This window comes from Sediminicoccus rosea, from assembly GCF_033547095.1.
Classification (GTDB): domain Bacteria; phylum Pseudomonadota; class Alphaproteobacteria; order Acetobacterales; family Acetobacteraceae; genus Roseococcus; species Roseococcus rosea.
Map to the genome: position 1 here is coordinate 1,767,866 of NZ_CP137852.1, position 16,721 is coordinate 1,784,586.

At 69.3% G+C, this 16,721-nt stretch carries 15 protein-coding genes; all 15 read left to right on the forward strand.

Annotation, left to right across the window (positions count from 1 at the left end):
* The first annotated feature begins 52 nt into the window (after positions 1-52).
* The 15 genes from R9Z33_RS08500 to R9Z33_RS08570 all read left to right on the forward strand — a co-directional run bounded on the left by R9Z33_RS08500 (position 53) and on the right by R9Z33_RS08570 (position 16,688).
* Positions 53-1,312, forward strand: coding sequence for a polysaccharide pyruvyl transferase family protein (locus tag R9Z33_RS08500; protein ID WP_318650861.1), 1,260 nt, complete (start codon positions 53-55; stop codon positions 1,310-1,312).
* On the forward strand, positions 1,309-2,991 hold the full coding sequence (locus R9Z33_RS08505) for a fatty acyl-AMP ligase (protein ID WP_318650862.1): 1,683 nt from the start codon (positions 1,309-1,311) through the stop codon (positions 2,989-2,991). Before R9Z33_RS08500 ends, R9Z33_RS08505 begins: the two co-directional genes overlap by 4 nt.
* Positions 2,988-4,178, forward strand: coding sequence for a cytochrome P450 (locus tag R9Z33_RS08510; protein ID WP_318650863.1), 1,191 nt, complete (start codon positions 2,988-2,990; stop codon positions 4,176-4,178). The genes R9Z33_RS08505 and R9Z33_RS08510 overlap by 4 nt, the downstream gene beginning before the upstream one ends.
* Positions 4,168-4,434 (forward strand): acyl carrier protein, encoded by a 267-nt coding sequence (locus R9Z33_RS08515; RefSeq protein WP_318650864.1) that lies wholly within the window; start codon positions 4,168-4,170, stop codon positions 4,432-4,434. Before R9Z33_RS08510 ends, R9Z33_RS08515 begins: the two co-directional genes overlap by 11 nt.
* Positions 4,431-5,342, forward strand: coding sequence for a glycosyltransferase family 2 protein (locus R9Z33_RS08520; RefSeq protein WP_318650865.1), 912 nt, complete (start codon positions 4,431-4,433; stop codon positions 5,340-5,342). The genes R9Z33_RS08515 and R9Z33_RS08520 overlap by 4 nt, the downstream gene beginning before the upstream one ends.
* Positions 5,326-6,210, forward strand: a complete 885-nt coding sequence (locus R9Z33_RS08525) for a glycosyltransferase family A protein (RefSeq protein WP_318650866.1) — start codon at positions 5,326-5,328, stop codon at positions 6,208-6,210. Before R9Z33_RS08520 ends, R9Z33_RS08525 begins: the two co-directional genes overlap by 17 nt.
* A complete protein-coding gene (locus tag R9Z33_RS08530) occupies positions 6,207-6,923 on the forward strand; it encodes a class I SAM-dependent methyltransferase (protein ID WP_318650867.1) in 717 nt (238 codons plus the stop codon). The genes R9Z33_RS08525 and R9Z33_RS08530 overlap by 4 nt, the downstream gene beginning before the upstream one ends.
* Positions 6,916-8,142, forward strand: coding sequence for a polysaccharide pyruvyl transferase family protein (locus tag R9Z33_RS08535; protein WP_318650868.1), 1,227 nt, complete (start codon positions 6,916-6,918; stop codon positions 8,140-8,142). Before R9Z33_RS08530 ends, R9Z33_RS08535 begins: the two co-directional genes overlap by 8 nt.
* A gap of 265 nt (positions 8,143-8,407) precedes the next feature.
* On the forward strand, positions 8,408-9,754 hold the full coding sequence (locus tag R9Z33_RS08540; protein WP_318650869.1) for a tyrosine-type recombinase/integrase: 1,347 nt from the start codon (positions 8,408-8,410) through the stop codon (positions 9,752-9,754).
* A 171-nt stretch (positions 9,755-9,925) separates the two neighbouring features.
* Entirely contained in the window at positions 9,926-10,276 is a 351-nt protein-coding gene (locus R9Z33_RS08545; protein WP_318650870.1) for a hypothetical protein, read from the forward strand.
* Positions 10,273-11,238, forward strand: coding sequence for a hypothetical protein (locus R9Z33_RS08550; protein ID WP_318650871.1), 966 nt, complete (start codon positions 10,273-10,275; stop codon positions 11,236-11,238). Before R9Z33_RS08545 ends, R9Z33_RS08550 begins: the two co-directional genes overlap by 4 nt.
* Before the next feature lie 135 nt (positions 11,239-11,373).
* Complete coding sequence (locus R9Z33_RS08555; RefSeq protein ID WP_318650872.1) at positions 11,374-11,601, forward strand: hypothetical protein; 228 nt, start codon at positions 11,374-11,376, stop codon at positions 11,599-11,601.
* Positions 11,602-11,885: 284 nt separating this feature from the next.
* Positions 11,886-12,587, forward strand: a complete 702-nt coding sequence (locus R9Z33_RS08560; protein ID WP_318650873.1) for a hypothetical protein — start codon at positions 11,886-11,888, stop codon at positions 12,585-12,587.
* Between the two features lie 5 nt (positions 12,588-12,592).
* A complete protein-coding gene (locus R9Z33_RS08565; protein WP_318650874.1) occupies positions 12,593-15,418 on the forward strand; it encodes a DUF3987 domain-containing protein in 2,826 nt (941 codons plus the stop codon).
* 682 nt (positions 15,419-16,100) lie between these two features.
* A complete protein-coding gene (locus R9Z33_RS08570; RefSeq protein ID WP_318650875.1) occupies positions 16,101-16,688 on the forward strand; it encodes a hypothetical protein in 588 nt (195 codons plus the stop codon).
* Positions 16,689-16,721: the final 33 nt, after the last annotated feature.

The window sequence follows — 16,721 nt, forward strand, 5'->3', positions numbered from 1 at the left end:
CGATGCCGATCAATCCGACCGTGGTCATCGCCGTTGCCCGGGCAGGCCTTGCATGACCGATGGCCCCGCGCCGCATCGCCGGCTCGCCATCGCCGGCGTCTTCGACATCGCGAATTATGGCGACCAGCTCTTCCCGCTCATCGCCATCCATCGCCTGGCGTCCCAGGGTGTCGAGGTCGAGGCGGTGGCTCCCGCCGGGCGGCTTCGCCTGCGGCCCGATGCAAGGACGCCGCGCGACCTCACCTGGCTGATGACGACCGAGGAGGAGATCCATGCGGTCCTCATCGGAGGCGGCAACATCCTCTACAACCTGCGCGTGGACTACGCGGCGGATGCCCGCATCGGCGAGAGCCATTTCGGCCAGGGGCAGCACACCGGGCTGTGGCTCGGCGCCGCGCTCGCGGCCGCCATGCGCGACATCCCCTTCGGCTTCAACGCCCCCGGAATCCCCTATCCCTTCTCCCGGCCGGTCGCCCGCGACGTGCTGAAGCCCGTGCTGGACGCGGCCGACATCGCCGCCGTGCGCGACGAGGCCAGCGCCGTGCTGGCCCGCGCGGCGGAGGCCCAGGTCCATGTCGTTCCCGACACCGCCATCGACATCGCGGACATGTGGCCGCGACATTCCCTGGACCCGGCGCTCGGTGCCTTCGCCGCGCGCAGCGGCTGGAGCGGCGCGCCCCATGTCGCGGTCCATCTGCGCGCCGGACCGGATGAGGGCGGGCATATCCGCGAGGTCGCGCGCGAGCTCGACCGCTTCTGCACGGATCATGCGCTCGAGGCCGTGATCATCGCCATCGGCGACGATCTCGGCGACGGGCAGACCGCCGTCGCGCTCCGCTCGGCCATGACCGTGCGAACCCACCTGCTGGACGGATCGGCCACCCTGCGCGAGGTGGCCGCCGCCATCGCGCAGGCGCGCCTGTACCTGGGCGGCTCGCTGCACGGCTACATCACCGCGGCCGCCTATGGCGTGCCCGGCGTCATCACCACCACGCGCCCCCACCGGAAATTCGGCGGCTTCCTGGAATGGATGGAGCGGCCCGAGGATCTGGCGCGAAGCTGGAGCCTCGCCTGCGAGAAGGGTGCCGCGCACCTCCAGGCCGGGCTCAGGCCGCAAGTGCCGCCGCGGCTGCGCGCCGGGCTGGACCAGCACTGGCAGGCGGTGGCCGGGATGCTGCGCAGCCCCACGCGCCGTGCGCCGGAGCGCGCCGCGCTGCTGCGGGCCCTGACCGCGCGGGCCGCCGCCCAAGGCGGCATGGCATGGCTGCTGCAACCCTTCCTCCGGCCGGCCGCGGGCGGCGGCACGCCATGACCCACGCGACCATCGCCGACCTGCTGCATCACCGCGCCCTCAGCCAGCCCGAGGCGCCGGCGATCCTGTTCCTCGAGCGCGGCGAGCGCCCGGGCGGCTCCGACACCTATGGCACGCTGGACCTGGCCGCGCGCCGCATCGCGGCGCAGCTTCTGGCGATGGGCCTCTCCGGCCGGGCGGTGCTGCTGGCCTGCGACACGGGGCTGCCCTTCGTGCGCGCCTTTCTCGGCTGCCTCTATGCCGGCACCTATCCGGTGCCGGTGCCGCCCCTGGCGCGGCGGGAGCGTGGCGAGCGCCTGCGGCACATCATCCGCGATGCCGCGCCGGCCGCGATGATCGTGGAGAGCCGGGGGCGCTCCCTGGCGCAGGAGGCGACCGACCTTCCCATCCTGGTCGTGGACGAGGCGCTGCCGGAGATTCCCGCGCTGGAGCGGCCCGAGGCCGTGGCGCCGCAGGATATCGCGTTCATCCAGTACACCTCGGGCTCGACCATGGCGCCGCGCGGCATCGCGGTCACGCATGGCAACATCATGGCCAACCAGGCGATGATCCAGCAGGCCTTCGGCCATGACGCGAGCACCGTCGTGATGAGCTGGCTGCCGCTCCATCATGACATGGGGCTGATCGGTTCCATCCTGCAGCCGCTCTACCTGGGCGGGCGCTGCATCCTGGCCTCGCCTCTCGCCTTCCTCCAGCGGCCCGTGCGGTGGCTCCGCGCGATCTCGGAATACCGCGCGACCACCAGCGGCGCGCCGAACTTCGCCTTCGACCTCTGCGTGCGGCAGATCCCGGAAAAGGAGCTGGCGGGGCTCGACCTCTCCTCCTGGACGCTCGCCTTCTGCGGCTCGGAGCCGGTGCGCCCGGGCACGATGCAGCGCTTCGCCGCCCGCTTCGCCCCCGCCGGCTTCGACCCGGCGGCGCTCTACCCCTGCTACGGCATGGCCGAGGCCACGCTGTTCATCAGCGGCGGCGCCCCGGGGCAGGGCGCGCGCAGCGTGATCCTGCCGCGCAGCGGTTTCGCCGATGTCTCTGCCCATGCCGACGCGGCCCAGCCGGTCACCAATTGCGGGGCAGCGACGGCGCCCGGGCGCGTGGCCATCCTCGCGCCCGAGACGGCGCGCCCGCTCGGCGAGAATGTCGTGGGCGAAGTCTGCGTGGCCGGGCCGCATGTCAGCCCCGGCCTCTGGGCGCCCGACTGCGCCGGGCGCATCCGCCCGCATGACGGCCGCATGGTGATGCTGGACGGCACGCCCTATCTGCGCTCGGGCGACATGGGGATGATGATCCAGGGCGAGCTGCATGTCGTCGGCCGCATCAAGGACATGATCATCGTGCGCGGCGCGAACATCTACGCGGAGGACATCGAGCACGCGCTGCTCGAGCAGCCCGAGGCGGCCGATCTCGTGGCCGCGGCGGCGGTCGCGGTCGAGCGCGACGAGGCGGAGATGCTGGTGCTGCTGTGCGAGCTTTCCACCGGGGCGCGGGCCGGCCTGCCCGTGACCATCGCCGAGACGCTCCGCCGGCGCGTCGCGGAAGCGGTCGGCCTGATGCCCGGCGAGATGGTGCTGCTTCCCCCGCGCAGCCTGCCGCGCACCACCAGCGGCAAGATCCAGCGCGGCAGGGCGCGCGCCGCCTGGCTCGATGGCCAGCTGGCGCCGTCCCGCTGGTTGCCGGCATGACCGCGCCCTTCGCGCCGCAGCCCCCGGACGCGCGGCCCGGCCCGCCCGTCTGGTGCGAGGCGGAGCAGGTCTGGCGCCTGACGCGCTACGCCGATGTGAGCGCGCTCCTTCGCAAGGCCGACGCGGAGGTGGTCGAGTTCCAGGACCGGATCGCCGCGATCGGGCGCCGGGCGGGGCGCGACTATGGCAGCCTTGTCCGGCTGCTGTCGGGCATCCTGTTCTTCCGCAATCCGCCCTGGCAGACGGAGGCGCGCGCCGCGCTGCGCCGCGCCCTGGGCGCCATGGCCGCGCGCATCTCGGAGGCCGAGATCGCTCCCCTCGTCGAGGACGCTGTCGCCGGGCTGCTTGCCGATGCGGAGGGGAATGTCGATGTCGTCGCGCCCCTGGCGGACCGTGTTCCGGTCCTGGTCATGGCGCATCTCCTCGGCCTTTCCGAAGCGACGGTCGAGACGCTTCACCTGCAGGGCAAGGGCGTCGTCAATGCCTGGCAGAGGGCCATGCCGCTGCGGGCCTATGATGCCCTCCAGCAGCAGGCGGCCGGGATCGACGCGGCACTCCGGCAGGAGATCGACCGCGCCCGCGCGGATGGCGGCCCCCTGCGGATGTTCCTCGAGGCGGGGGAATTCGTGGAGGATGACGAGACCGTCGGCATCCTCTTCGGCATCATCATGGCGGGCATCGAGACCACGTCCGGCCTCCTGGCGAGCGTGCTCTACGCTGCCTGCCTCGAGCCGGGCGCCGCCGAGGCGCTGCGCCAGGGGAGTTTCCCGGAGCGCGGCTTCGTCGAGGAGGTGCTGCGCATGGCCCCGCCGGTCCGCCGTCCCTCCGCGCGGCGGCTTGCCACGGCGCAGCAGTTCGGCGACATCGCCTTGCCGCCCGGCAGCCTGGTCGGCGTGGACCTGATGCTGGCGCAGCGCGACCCCGCGGCCTACGAGGACCCGCACCGGTTCGATGCCCGGCGCCAGCGGCCCACCGTGCTGGCGTTCGGCAGCGGAATCCATGCCTGCCTGGGCGGCCACCTCGCCACGCTGGAGGCCCGCCTCCTGCTCCGTTCCGTCCTGCGCCGCGGCGTCAGCCCCGCCCCCGGCGCCGAGATCGAATGGGACCCGGATCCCACCTTCTGCCGCCTGCTGCGGTTCAGGCTCCGCCTCGATCATGAAAGAAAGCGCCCGCTCCATGCTGAATGACCAGCCGCCCGCCCGTGACGCCGTCCAGACCTGGATGGTCCAGTACATCGCCTCCGTCATCGACGTGGCGCCCGATGACGTCGTGCTCGATCGGGATTTCCGCGAGATCGGCATGGACTCGGCCGAGGTGGTCATCATGACGGGCGTCCTCGAGGAGGAGTTCGCGCTCGAGGTGCGGGCCGAACTGCCCTTCGAGCACCCGACCATCGCCGCCTTCATCGACGCCCTGGCCGAGAAGGGCCTGGTGGCTGCATGAGCGGAGGGCCGCGCCCCTCCGTCAGCCTCGTCATCGCGGCCTATGCGATGCAGCGCGAACTCCCGCGCACCCTCCGCTCGCTCTCGACCGCCTACCAGCGCGACCCGCCTGCCGCGCGCTGGGAGCTGATCGTCATCGACAACGGATCGCCGGAGCCGCTGGCGGAGCCCAAGGGCTGGGCGGATCCCGCGGTCACCCTCCGGCTGGTCCGCCTGGAGGGGGAGGCCAGCCTGGCCGCCGCGCTGAACCATGGGCTCGGCCTAGCGCAGGGCGAGCTGGTCGGTGTCTGGATCGACGGTGCCCGCATGGCCTCGCCCGGGCTGCTGGGCGCCTGCGCCCGCGCCGCCGCGCTGCATCCGCGGCCGGTGATCGCCACGCGGAACTATCACCTGGGCCACGGCCTCCAGCACAGCGAGGGCATGCGCGGCTACGACCAGCAGGCCGAGGATGCGCTGCTCGCCTCCATCGGCTGGCCGGACGGCGCCGAGCGCCTGGTCGAGATCTCGACGCCCGAGCAGGCGGACCCCGGCGGCGCGCTCATCGAGACCAACGCCCTGTTCATGACGCGCGCCCTCTGGGGCGAGCTGGGCGGCTTCGACACCCGCTTCGCCGGGCCGGGCGGCGGCGCGGTCAATGCCGACATGTTCCTCCGGGCCTGCGCCGCGCCGGGCACCCAGCTCATCCGCATCCTGGGGGAGGGGACCTTCCACCAGTTCCATGGCGGGGTCACGACCGGCGCCGGGCAGGAGAGGGCCGCCTGGCTGCTCAAGATGGGCAGCAAGCAGTATTTCCGCCTCCGCGGCCGGCCGCTGCGCGCGGTGCGCGACCTCGGCTGGCTCTATGATTCGCGGCGGGGGCTGGTTCATCCCCCGGCCATGCAGGAGGCGGCCGATGACCGAGCAGGCTGAGATCGGGATCGTCGTGATCAGCTACAACATGGCGCGGGAACTGCCACGCACCCTGATGTCGCTCTCGCCCGGCTACCAGGCGAACTGCCCGCCCGGGCGCTGCGAGGTGGTCGTCATCGACAACGGCTCGGCCGAGCCGCCGCGGGCGGAGCAGTTCGCGGACCTCGGGCTGCGCCTCTCGGTCCATCGCCAGCCCGATGCGGGCCCGTCGCCGGCCGCGGCGGTGAATCTGGGCCTCTCCCTGCTCTCGGCGCCGCTCATCGGCGTCTGGATCGACGGGGCGCGGCTTGCCTCGCCCGGGCTGATCGATGCCTGCGCGCGCGCCGCCCGGCTGCACCCGCGGCCCGTGGTCGCGACGGTCAATTATCATCTCGGCCCGTCGGAACAGTATCTCAGCATGCAGTCCGGCTATGACCAGCAGGAGGAGGATCGCCTCCTGGCCCGGATCGGCTGGCCCGGGGGCGCGTCGCGGCTCGGGGAGATCTCCACGCAGGTCTGGCACGGCGGACGCGACGGCCCGATGCTGGAGAGCAATGCCCTGTTCCTCCCCCGCGCGCTCTGGACCGAGCTTGGTGGCTATGACGAGGCCTTCACCGGCCCCGGCGGCGGGGCGGTGAACATCGACACCTTCACGCGCGCCTGCGAGGCGCCCGGGACGCAGTTGATCGTGGTGGAGGATGAGGGCACCTATCACCAGTTCCACGGCGGGACGATCAGCAACGGCCCCGGCCATGCGATCGAGGCGACAAAGCGCCTGGCCGCGGAATACTATCGGCTGCGCCGCCGGCCGCTGCGGCCGGTCAAGGTGCCACGCTGGTGCTTCGATCCGTCTTCCGGCGCGGTGGACAAGGGCAGGGAAGACCAATGACGACAGCAACGCAGACCCATGAACCGACCTGGGAGCGGCTGCCGGCGCCCTACCCCGATCTCGTCATCGCGCCGGACGAGCCCTTTCCGGCGCTCGCGCATCTCTCCCTGCGCCTGAAGACCTATCGCCACCTCCTCGCGACGCGCGTGGCCGGGCCGGCCGGGCGCAGCCTGCTCGATCTCGGCGCCGGCCCGGGGCATTTCGCCCGGATCGCCAGCCGCCAGGGCTTCGCCGTCACCGCCGTTGACGCGCGCGAGCCCTGGACGCTGACGGGGCAGACCTCCGCGCGCCAGATCCGCGAGTATGACTTCGTCCAGATGGATCTGCGGAAGTTCGACCGGCTGCGGGATTTCGACGTGATCGCCATGATCGGCGTCATCTACCACCTGCCGCTGGAGGATCAGCTGGGCCTCCTGGCGGCCTGCCGGGGCAAGGTCGTCATCATCGACACCGAGATCTACGACCCGTCCGCCATCGCCGCCGACCGGCAGCACCGCTTCACGCGCCGCACGACGGCCGAGGGCTATGCGGGCGCGGATTGCCTCGAACGCGGCGAGGTCTATTCCTCCCACCTCAATCCATCGAGCTTCTGGTTCGAGGAGGAGAGCTTCGCGCGGGCGATCGCCGATCTGGGCTTCCCCCGCGTGACCGTCCTCGACCCGCCCTACCGCTCCGCCTTCGGGCCGCGCCGCTGGTATGTGCTGGATGGCTAGCCGGCCGAGCGTCTTCCTGACAGGAACCTTCGACGTCTCCAACTACGGGGACCTGCTCTTCCCGCTGGTGGCGGCGGCCCGCCTCGCGGCGGCCGGTGTGGATGTCGTGCCCGTCGCGCCCACCGCGAACCAGCCGGCCTTCAGCGACGCCATGGCCCCGGTGGCGGCCGCGCGGATGCTCGGCGATGCCTCGCTCGCGCCATGCGGCGTTCTGGTGGGCGGCGGCTACATCCTGATGGCGCAGCCGGCCAGCGGCATGCGGAGCTACGAGCAGGCGGGCGTCGCGCGCGAGGCCTATCCGTCGCTGTGGATCGGCGCGGCCCTCGCCGCCGCGATCCGTGACATCCCGCTGGTGCTGAACGCGCCGGGCGCGCCGTTTCCCTTCGCATCGGGCCGGCGGGATGATTTCGCCGTCCCTGCGCTGCGTGCCGCCGACTACCTCAGCGTGCGGGACGCCCAGAGTGCCCGGATGTTCGCGCCCGCCGCACTCGATTGGTCCATCGTGCCCGATACCGTCCTCGACCTGCCGCGGGTCTGGTCGGCCGAGGAACTGGCCGGGCTGCATGCCGGCCGGCTTGCGCATTGGGGCCTTCCGTCCGGCACGCCCACCCTCGCGATCCATGTGCGGGCGCGCGCCCTCGGCGACCCCGCCGAACTCGCCGCGCGGATTGACGCGCTGGCCCTTCGGCACGGCCTGTTTCCCCTGCTGATGATCCTCGGCTCCGAACTGGGGGACCGCCCGACGGCGCGGCGAATCTCCGCCGGCATGACCTGCGCCCACCGGATCGTGGATGACGCGGGCAGCCTGCGCGAGCTGGCGGCCCATCTCGCCAGCTCGGTGGCCTATGTGGGCAGCTCATTCCACGGCTATGTCACGGCGAGCGCCTACGGGAAGCCGGCCGTCTCGGTCGCCATTCCGGCGCATGGCAAATACCGTGGGTTGCTGGACCAGCTGAGCCGGCCAGGCGATCTCGCCCGGGACTGGCAGGAGGGCTTCGCGCGCGCGGAGGCGCATCTGGCCCGCCCGCGACCATCGCTTCTGCCGCCCGGGATCGGCGAGGCCCTGGACCGGCACTGGGCCACGATCACCGCGGCGCTGAACGACGCTTCCGCGGGCCGTGCCCGGCGGATGGACTTCCTGCGGAGCTATCTGCGCGGCGGCGCCCGCCACCTGACCGCGCCGTGGGTGGTGGCTCCGCATCTCTCCCGCCGGCAGTGACCTGCCGCCCCCGGACAAGGCGCCGGCGTCCGCTGGGGGCGATGCGGGACGGATTGCGGGCGTCGGCGAAAGATCGCCCGGAACTCGCGAACAGGGTTGGGGAATGGCGGATGAGGTGTCCGCCTTGATAGTATCCCGGCCCGTCTCTACCTGTTCCAAGAGCGGCCTTTTTTCTGGGGTAATTCGTTAAGCTCATCCCCTACCGTTTCCGCTTGTCTCCCTCTGTTCCCACGCTATTGTGGGAACAAGAGTGGGAAGCGAGAGCATGGCGGACATATCAGCGAAGGCGTTGAAGGCGAGGCTCGCAGCCCTGGCAGAGAACCCGCCCGGCAAGGTGGTCAGGATCATGGCTGGCGGGGGCCTGCATCTGCTGGTGAAGCCCTCCCATGAGGCCGGCGCCGGGGTGTGGGTGCTGCGCGTCACGGTGGCCGGCAAGCGCCGCGATATGAGCCTGGGGGCCTTCCCCTTGGTGGGGCTGGCAGATGCCCGCGTGGCCGCAGAGGATGCGCGCCGGCTGGCAGCCAAGGGGGCGGACCCCATTGCCGACCGTGCCGAGAAGAAGGCCGCTGCTGCCCCTGCCATCACAACCACCTTCAAGGCAGCCGCCGAGGCCCTGCACCGCGCCAAGGCCCCCGAGTGGAAGAATCCCAAGCATGGCGCCCAATGGCTCGCCACGTTGAAGGCCCATGTGTTCCCCAAGATCGGCGCGCGGCCTGTCGCCAAGGTGGATACGGATGATGTGCTGCGTGTGCTGCAACCCATCTGGACGAAGACACCTGAGACTGCCTCTCGCGTGCGGGGGCGTATCGAGGCGGTGCTGAACTACGCTGCCGCGACGGGAAGCCGCCCGCGTGGCCCGAACCCGGCGACATGGCGGGGGCATCTGTCGGAAGCCCTGGGCGCCCCGTCCAAGCTGAAAGCGGTGGTCAGGCGGGAGAAGGGGAAGGGGGAGAACCATCCCTCTCTCCCCTGGCAAGACATGCCGGCCTTCATGGAGGCCCTGGACACTCGCAAGGGCATGGCTGCCCTGGCGCTGCACTTCTCCATCCTGACCGGCGCCCGCACGGGCGAGGTGCGAGGCATGACCTGGGGAGAGCTGGATCTTCAAGCCTCCCTGTGGGTAGTCCCTGCTGCGCGCATGAAGGCGGGTAGGGTGCATTTCGTCCCTCTGTCCCCTGCCGCGCTGGCGGTGCTGGACGAAGTGAAGAAGCTCGCCGCTGGCCGGGATAGCCTGGTGTTCCCCGGCCAGCGCAAGGGCAAGGCCCTCAGTGACATGACCCTCTCCATGCTGGTCAGGGGCATGGCAACGGATGGGCTGGCCGAGGGCGAGCTTCCCCGCTGGCGTGATCCTGAGGGGCGGGTGGTGGTGCCGCATGGGTTCCGCGCGACGTTCAAGGCGTGGTCCCTGGCCCAAGGCTGGGCGGACCATCTGAGCGAGAAGGCCCTTGCCCATACCGACAAGGACAAGGTGCGGGCTGCCTATGCGCGCGAGCCTCTGACAGAGGAACGGCGCCCGATGATGGACGCATGGGCCGGGTGGTGTGGAAAGTCCGCACCGGCTGCCGTGGCCTCCCTGGCGGCTGCGAAGGCAAAGCGGCAGGCTTCGGCCTGAGTGATCCGCGCCCGGCGGTTCCGGGCACGAGGGCGGCCGGTGGGGTGGGTTCAGCACCCCTCCGGCCTGACCCCACAACGGGAGAGGTCTTCCCATGGGTGAGGCTGACAGAACGATGGCGATGCGATCCATCGCCGGCAATGGTGCCAACACGGATCGGAGGAAGCGCGCATGACGCCCGTGGATCAGGTGGCGGCCCTTCGGGCGCTGACCACGACACCCCATCCGGACGCACGCCTGCTGGCCATCTGCGAGCGCCTGGCCATCATCTTCGATGAGCAGGATCAGCTATGGCGGCACAAGCGGCCTGGCTACGTGGCTCGATCCAATGAGCTGACCAGCGAGCGTGAGCCGCTGATGAGGGAGCTTGCGAAGCGGCCGGCGCTGACCGCTGCGGGGCGGCAGGCGAAGGGCGAGATCGCCGGCCGAGGGATGATGGGTGGCGCCGTGTGGACTGACCTCGCGCGCTCCGCCTTGCAGGACTACCGGAACGCTGGCCAGTCCAGCGAGATCGGACAGTGAGCGACGAGCCCGATCTCCGGATCATTCCGGCAGGCTGGGTGCCCCTGAGCGCTGCTATTGCCTGGGTGGCCGAAGGCACAGCCATGGTTGATTGGAACACCCGCTTCTACCTCGGTGCCAACTATTGGCCGCTGAAGACCCCCCAGCAGATCGCGGCGGCTTTGCGCGATCTGCTCGAAGGGAACGACGGGCGCCATCGCGAATTCCCCTACCTCACCCGTATCGCGGATCGAATGGCACGCAGTCGGTCGATCATAGGGCCTGACGAGCATCTCTGGAGCGTGCTGAATCTGGCTTGCCCGCACCAGCGGGCGCCAGCAGCGCGCGCTTTTGCCGAGGAGTTGATCCGCAGCCTGGACGGCAAGGAAGTCCAATACGAGGCGCTTTGGCGAGCGTCCGAGACCCTTCGTCGCGCGATCGCAAAGGGCGAACTGCCGGCGTTCGGCTTCGAGGGAGAGGCGCCCGAGCGCCAACATCCTTACGATCCGGATGATCTGGACCCGATCCGCAAACCGCGTGCGCGCATTCCGCCAGAGGTCTGCGCTGCGCCCGTTACTGTGGGCCGCACCGGCATTCTGCCCTATGCGCGCGGCGACGACGCTGACGGGGGCTTCGAGTATCTCTGGTCTGAGGTGCTCATTGATGGGGAAGACCTCCTTCGCTTCAGGGAGGCGTCAGGAGCGCCGTCCGCGCCCTACGTGCCGCGGCGCCCACCGTATGACGACGAACCGGATGAGAGCGAGCGAAGCCGCCGCGGCCGGAAGCCCACCTACGATTGGGAGCCGTTCAAGCAAGTTTTGAAAGCCAAGGTGAGGGAGAGCTGCGGCGGCCTAACCGATAAGTCTTTGACGGACGACATGTGGGCTTGGGTCGGAGAGAACATGCCGGCTGGCCCTGACGACAAAACCATCAGAACCGAGTTCCGGAAGTTGGTTCCACGCGGCCTGCTCGCCGACAAATAGGCCCGGCGCAATTCGGACAGTCCCGGCGCAATTCCAGATCGAATTGCGCCGGGAATTGCGCCGTGCATCGCGCCGCTCAAGGTGACTATTGGATCGCCGTTCCCGCGCGCTTCCGTGCGGGTCAGGAGACGGCGAATGAACACTGAAACCCTGAACACCCCCGAGATGGTGCCGCTTCCGCGTGCGCCCGGCATCTTCGGCCTTTCGCGGTCCGGGCTCTACCGCCTGGCCGCCGATGGCCACATCCGCATGGTCAAGATCGCGTCGCGCACGCTGGTGGATGCCGGCAGCGTGCGGGCGTTCCTGGCGACGCTGCCCGAGGTGCAGCCGCGCCACGACCCGCGCCGTGCGGGTGGCCGGTAAGCCATGACGCAGATTGGCAGCGCCACGACGCGGCGGGGTAGCGCCCCGCCCGTTTCCACCTCGCAGCGCAAATAGAAACGCCCTCGACCGGGGGCCGAGGGCGCGCGAACTGCTGAAAAACTCTGGCGGCACCGGAGATATAGGCGGATCGCGGCGCTTTTCCAAGGCTTTTCGGGCGGGGCAAACCGGAAGATCGTCCCGTGGTTCAACGTTCTGATGTCAACAATTCTCGCAACCTGCCGCCTGACCTGGTGGCGATAACCCAGGCGGCGCGGACGTCCCTGGTGGCCGCCGCCATCCTGAACGGGGAGACGGAGCGGCCGACGCAGGCCGATGTTGCGCGCCATGAGGCGGGGCACGTCATGGGGAGCGCGCTCCTGGGCGGCGGCACGCGGTCCAGCTGGGTTCGGTATTGCCAAGGTGCGTGGATCGGCATGACCGTCCCGCGGGATGTGCCCGCCTGGCACGTCCCGAAGATCGGTGGGCTTCAGATGCTCACCCCGCAGGGCTGCATCGCCCGCACCGTCTTTTGCTGGAGCGGCCCTGTTGCCGAACGCCAGCACGGCCGGGGTGGTGGCGCCCTCAACTTGGCGAACGACATGGCCGAGATGGTGCAAGGGTGCGAGGCGCTCCGTGTCGGCATCACCATGGCGATGTTCCCGAACGCGCAGCCCGAGGACCACGACGACTACGAGAGCATCCAGCATGCCGGGAAAGTCATCACCGACCGTCTCCACGGCTGGACTGTCGCCGCGCTGGGGCGGGAGCTCGAGCGCGTGGAGGCCACCGCGGCGAAGCTGGTCACGCACGGGCGCCTGATCGGCCGCCAGCTTGATTGGATCATGCGTGGCCTCACGCCGATCTCGCCCAGCGACCTGTTTGACCACCTGCGCCAGGGCCTCGCGGTTGGCCCGCTGCCCCCCAACATTCCGCCGGCCTACCTGGAAGGGATGCAGGCCTCCGCTTTCGGCTCGGGCGCGGAGTAAGCGCTATGAAACCTGCGATCCCCGAAGACAACCACAAGGAGACGCAGGAAGCGTTTCGTGAGGCGGCACACGGCGCCTACGACCCTCACGAAGCCGAAGGTCGCGCGGCTATGGCTGAGTTGGAAAGCCAGGCGACCCTCGCGCCTGAGAATGGCAGCGGCGTTGCTGCCGCCACGGCCCCGCTGCCTGAGCCCCGCTTCGGGCTGACCTTCGGCCGGTCCCGGGCGGAGGTCCGCTGGCAGGATCGTCGCGCCGTCACCTTCACCGAGCTTGGCGACCTGCTGCGGCACGCGCCCGTGGGCGGCAAGGATGGCCCCTGCTACACGCCGGCCGTCTTCTCCGGCACGGTGCGCCGGAAGGATCAGGCGACCAAAATCCATGTCGTGGTGCTGGACGCCGACTGCGGCCACACCCTCGACGAGATCAGGACCGCCATCGCGGCGCGCGGCTGGCGCGCGATCATCCATTCCACCCATAGCCACCTGACCGAGCGCACCCACCTCGCCGCGGCGCCGGCGGAGAAGTGGCTGACGGCCAACCCGGGCGCGACGATCACGGACTACATGGTGGCCAAGGCCGGCTACCTGCCGCGCGTCGTCGCCAAGGCCCAGGTGGTGGACGAGGTTGCCGAGGGCGCGGCGCGGAACCTCGTGGTGCAGCACGCGCCCTGCCCGAAATACCGGGTGATCCTGCCTCTCGATCAGCCGTGGATCGCCTCGGAATACGAGACGCAAGACCTGGCGAACGCGAAGTGGCGCGAGCGCATCGGCGCCCTGGCCCATGCGCTGGGGCTGCACCATGACCAATCCTGCGTGGACACCTCGCGCCTGTTCTACCTGCCGCGCCGCCGGAGCGAGGATCAGCCCTTCGAGCATGTGATCCTGGATGGCGAGCCCTGCGACCTGTGGGATTTGCCCGACGCGGCCCCCGTGGCGGCGCCCGCCCCGGGCCTGTTCGACACGCCCAAGGCCCGCGCGCCGCACCTTCAGCCGGTGGACCCGACGCACAAGACGGCCATCACACCCCAGGGGGAGTTCATCGACCTGACGACCTGGGCGGCGCAGTTCGGTGGCCGGTTCGAGATCGTGACCGCCCTGCGCGCCAAAGCGCCGGGCATCTTCTCCAAGCGCCGGAGCGGGGTGAAGTTCCACATCCATTGCCCCAACGCTGGCAGCCACGTCACCAACAGCGCCGAGGGCACGGGCACCTATGCGGTGAACGCCAGCCAGGTGCAATTCGCCCAGCTTCCGAGCGTCAACGGCTTCGTGATCCACTGCATGCACAACGGGTGCGCGGGGCTCGATCGGCTGGACCACCTGAAGGCGATGCTGGAGGACGGCACACTCACGCCGGATGACATCGCGTCGCCCGCCTTCCTCGTGCCCGACATCCCGCAGATCGACCCGTCCGCGCTGCTGAAATCGAAGGGCGAAAGGATCATCGAGGAAGCGAGCGACGAGGATGAAGCGTTGGTGGCTGCTGCGGCGGCGGAGGGTCAGGGCAACATTCCGCCTGCGCTCTACACCAACCTGCCCGGCGCCCTGGGGCTGATGATGAGCTGGGTCCTGGCGACGTCCACGAAGCCGCAGCCCGTTCTGGCTCTTGGTGCCAGTCTCGCCTTCTTTGGGGCCTGCGTGGGCCAGCGGGTGCAGCTCCAGAACTGGGGTACGCGCCCGAATGTGATGATCCTGGGTGTCGCCTACTCTGGCGGGGGCAAGCAGCAGGGCATGAGTGCCTGTAAAGCCCTCGCGCGCGCGGCGGGGCTGACGAACGAGTTGATCGGGCCGGAGGACCTATCTTCCGACGCGGGAATCGTCACGGCGACCATCAAAGCCCCGGCCAGCGTCATGCTGATTGATGAGGCGTCCAAGCTGATCTCGGCCACCAATGCCAAGCACGCGGGGCCACACGTCAAAGGTATTTCGACGACGCTGATGAAGCTATACTCCTCCAGCGCCACCACCTACGCGAGCAAGGCGTATGCGGATGGCGACCGGGTGAAGACCATCGACCAGCCCTGCATCAGCTTCTATGGCTGCTCCACGCCGGCCGAGCTCGCGGGCTCGCTCACAAGCAACGACATCACCAATGGCCTTCTCTCCCGTATGGTGGTGTTCGATGTGGGGGAGCGCGACCCGCGTTCCGTTGCGCCTTCGCAGGAGGCTCCGCCGCTCGCGCTGGTGGATTGGGTGCAAGCTTGGCGGCGGATTGACCCGATCAGGAACCCGATGGCGCGCGAAGGTGGCGAGCCCGTGATTGATCCCATCGTGGTCCGGCTGACCGACGACGCCGACGCAATCCGTCAGGCCTTCGATGATGAGATGCACGTCGCCAAGCTGCGCGCCCGCAAGCGTGGCACGGACGCCCTCTATGTCCGCGCCCATGAGAACGCGCTGAAGTTCGCCCTTATCCGCGCGTGCGCCGCCGCTATGCCGATCCGTAACGAGGCCCGCCTCCCGGTGATCGACGAAAGCTCGCTGGTGGTGGATGCGACCACTATGCGGTGGGCGGTGGACCTGTCCCGTGCGACCGTGATCCGCATGGAAGCGACCACCGAGGACATCGCTGACAACCAGTTCCAGGCCGACGCGAATAAGCTGCGAAAATTTATCAAGAAGGCGGGCGAGAAAGGGGCAACGATGCGCGAAATCTGTCGCACCGGCGCCGGCCGATACCCGGAAAAGATGTTGAAAGACCTTCTCACCGCGCTCTCGACGGGTGGGGAGATCGCCTGGGTTGGTGGCATCAAGACGGGGACCAGGCCCCGTGATGCCTATGTCCACGCCGATTATCTCCACCTCCATGGGCATGTGGCCGATCCGGAAGCTTAGGGGGTCGGCGGCAGCTCCACGCCCGACACCCAGGGGGTGTGGGCAGGCACCAGACCGGAGGTCGCGAGGAGGCCAGTCCAGCGCGGATGGCGGTTTCCATTCGTCGCGTTCAAGCTCTGGCCGGCCTGCGGCACCCATCCCGCGAGCTGCTCTCCCTCGGGCCAGGCTGAATCCGTCACTGACGCATTCGAATGTGTCAGTGACGGATTTCCATGGCGTAACACACTGAAAGAGCTAGGCAATTCGGACCGCTTTCGAATGCGTCAAAAGCGTCACTGGTGCCTCATAATATCTCCCCCCTCTGGGAGCCCCGGGGAACCTAACCAGCCAGGGGAAACAGAAGGCACTGACACTTTTGACACATTCGATTTCTTTTGGGTTTAGTTGTTGTAGTTCAATATGTTAGGCCCCCTCAAATCCGTCAGTAAATGTGTCAGTGAATCCGTCAGCGGCTGACGCATTTCCCCTCATCCGGCCGCATGCGCAGGCCGTCCCTGTCGCGCCACCCACAACTTGCTTGCCCTCGCCGCGATGGGACCGCTATCGGCAAAGGCATGCCCATCTCGATCCGCAAATTAGGAAGCCGCGCTGAGCCTCATAGGAAGCGCCCTGGGGCCGCGAGGGCACTGGGCGGCGTAACCGGACACCGAGGCGGGCAGAACCGTCCCAGCGAGCGCGCCTGATGGCTGGCAACGCGAAAGCGAAGACCCCGGCGAAGGGGAAAGGCGGCCAGGCCGCCAAGGCGGCCGGCAAGCGCAAGCCGTCGAGCGAAATCGCCAAGGTCATCGCCGCCCGTCCGGTTGGCCGCCCGCCCAGCTACCACCCCAAGCTGGCAGACCTGGCCCACAAGCTCTGCAAGCTTGGCGCGACCGATGTGGAGATCGCTGACGCCCTCGAAGTGGACACGCCCACCCTCTACCGATGGAAGGCGACCCACCCGGAATTTTGCAATGCCTTAAAGTTGGGCAAAGAAGCGGCAGATGAGCGCGTTGTGCGCAGTCTTTATGCAAAGGCGACCGGCTATAGCTACGATGCGGTCAAAATCCTCCAGCATGAGGGCGCTCCGGTCATCGTGCCCTACCGCGAGCACGTTCCGCCGTCTGACACCGCCGCGATTTTCTGGCTGAAGAACCGCCGCCCGCAGGAATGGCGGGACAAGGTTGAGGTGGCAGGCAGCGCCGAGAACCCGCTGACCCTTCTCATTCAGGAGGTGCAAGGCCGCGCGCTGAAGCCCGTGCACATCATCCCCGGTGAAGCGGAAGACGCTTGAGGAGGCGGCGCCTGGCTCCGCCGGGCCTCGCCG

Coding starts and splice junctions, on each gene's coding strand:
- R9Z33_RS08500 (WP_318650861.1), top strand. CDS start 53: ATGACCGATGGCCCCGCGCCGCATCGCCGGCTCGCCATCGCCGGCGTC.
- R9Z33_RS08505 (WP_318650862.1), top strand. CDS start 1,309: ATGACCCACGCGACCATCGCCGACCTGCTGCATCACCGCGCCCTCAGC.
- R9Z33_RS08510 (WP_318650863.1), top strand. CDS start 2,988: ATGACCGCGCCCTTCGCGCCGCAGCCCCCGGACGCGCGGCCCGGCCCG.
- R9Z33_RS08515 (WP_318650864.1), top strand. CDS start 4,168: ATGCTGAATGACCAGCCGCCCGCCCGTGACGCCGTCCAGACCTGGATG.
- R9Z33_RS08520 (WP_318650865.1), top strand. CDS start 4,431: ATGAGCGGAGGGCCGCGCCCCTCCGTCAGCCTCGTCATCGCGGCCTAT.
- R9Z33_RS08525 (WP_318650866.1), top strand. CDS start 5,326: ATGACCGAGCAGGCTGAGATCGGGATCGTCGTGATCAGCTACAACATG.
- R9Z33_RS08530 (WP_318650867.1), top strand. CDS start 6,207: ATGACGACAGCAACGCAGACCCATGAACCGACCTGGGAGCGGCTGCCG.
- R9Z33_RS08535 (WP_318650868.1), top strand. CDS start 6,916: ATGGCTAGCCGGCCGAGCGTCTTCCTGACAGGAACCTTCGACGTCTCC.
- R9Z33_RS08540 (WP_318650869.1), top strand. CDS start 8,408: ATGGCGGACATATCAGCGAAGGCGTTGAAGGCGAGGCTCGCAGCCCTG.
- R9Z33_RS08545 (WP_318650870.1), top strand. CDS start 9,926: ATGACGCCCGTGGATCAGGTGGCGGCCCTTCGGGCGCTGACCACGACA.
- R9Z33_RS08555 (WP_318650872.1), top strand. CDS start 11,374: ATGAACACTGAAACCCTGAACACCCCCGAGATGGTGCCGCTTCCGCGT.
- R9Z33_RS08565 (WP_318650874.1), top strand. CDS start 12,593: ATGAAACCTGCGATCCCCGAAGACAACCACAAGGAGACGCAGGAAGCG.
- R9Z33_RS08570 (WP_318650875.1), top strand. CDS start 16,101: ATGGCTGGCAACGCGAAAGCGAAGACCCCGGCGAAGGGGAAAGGCGGC.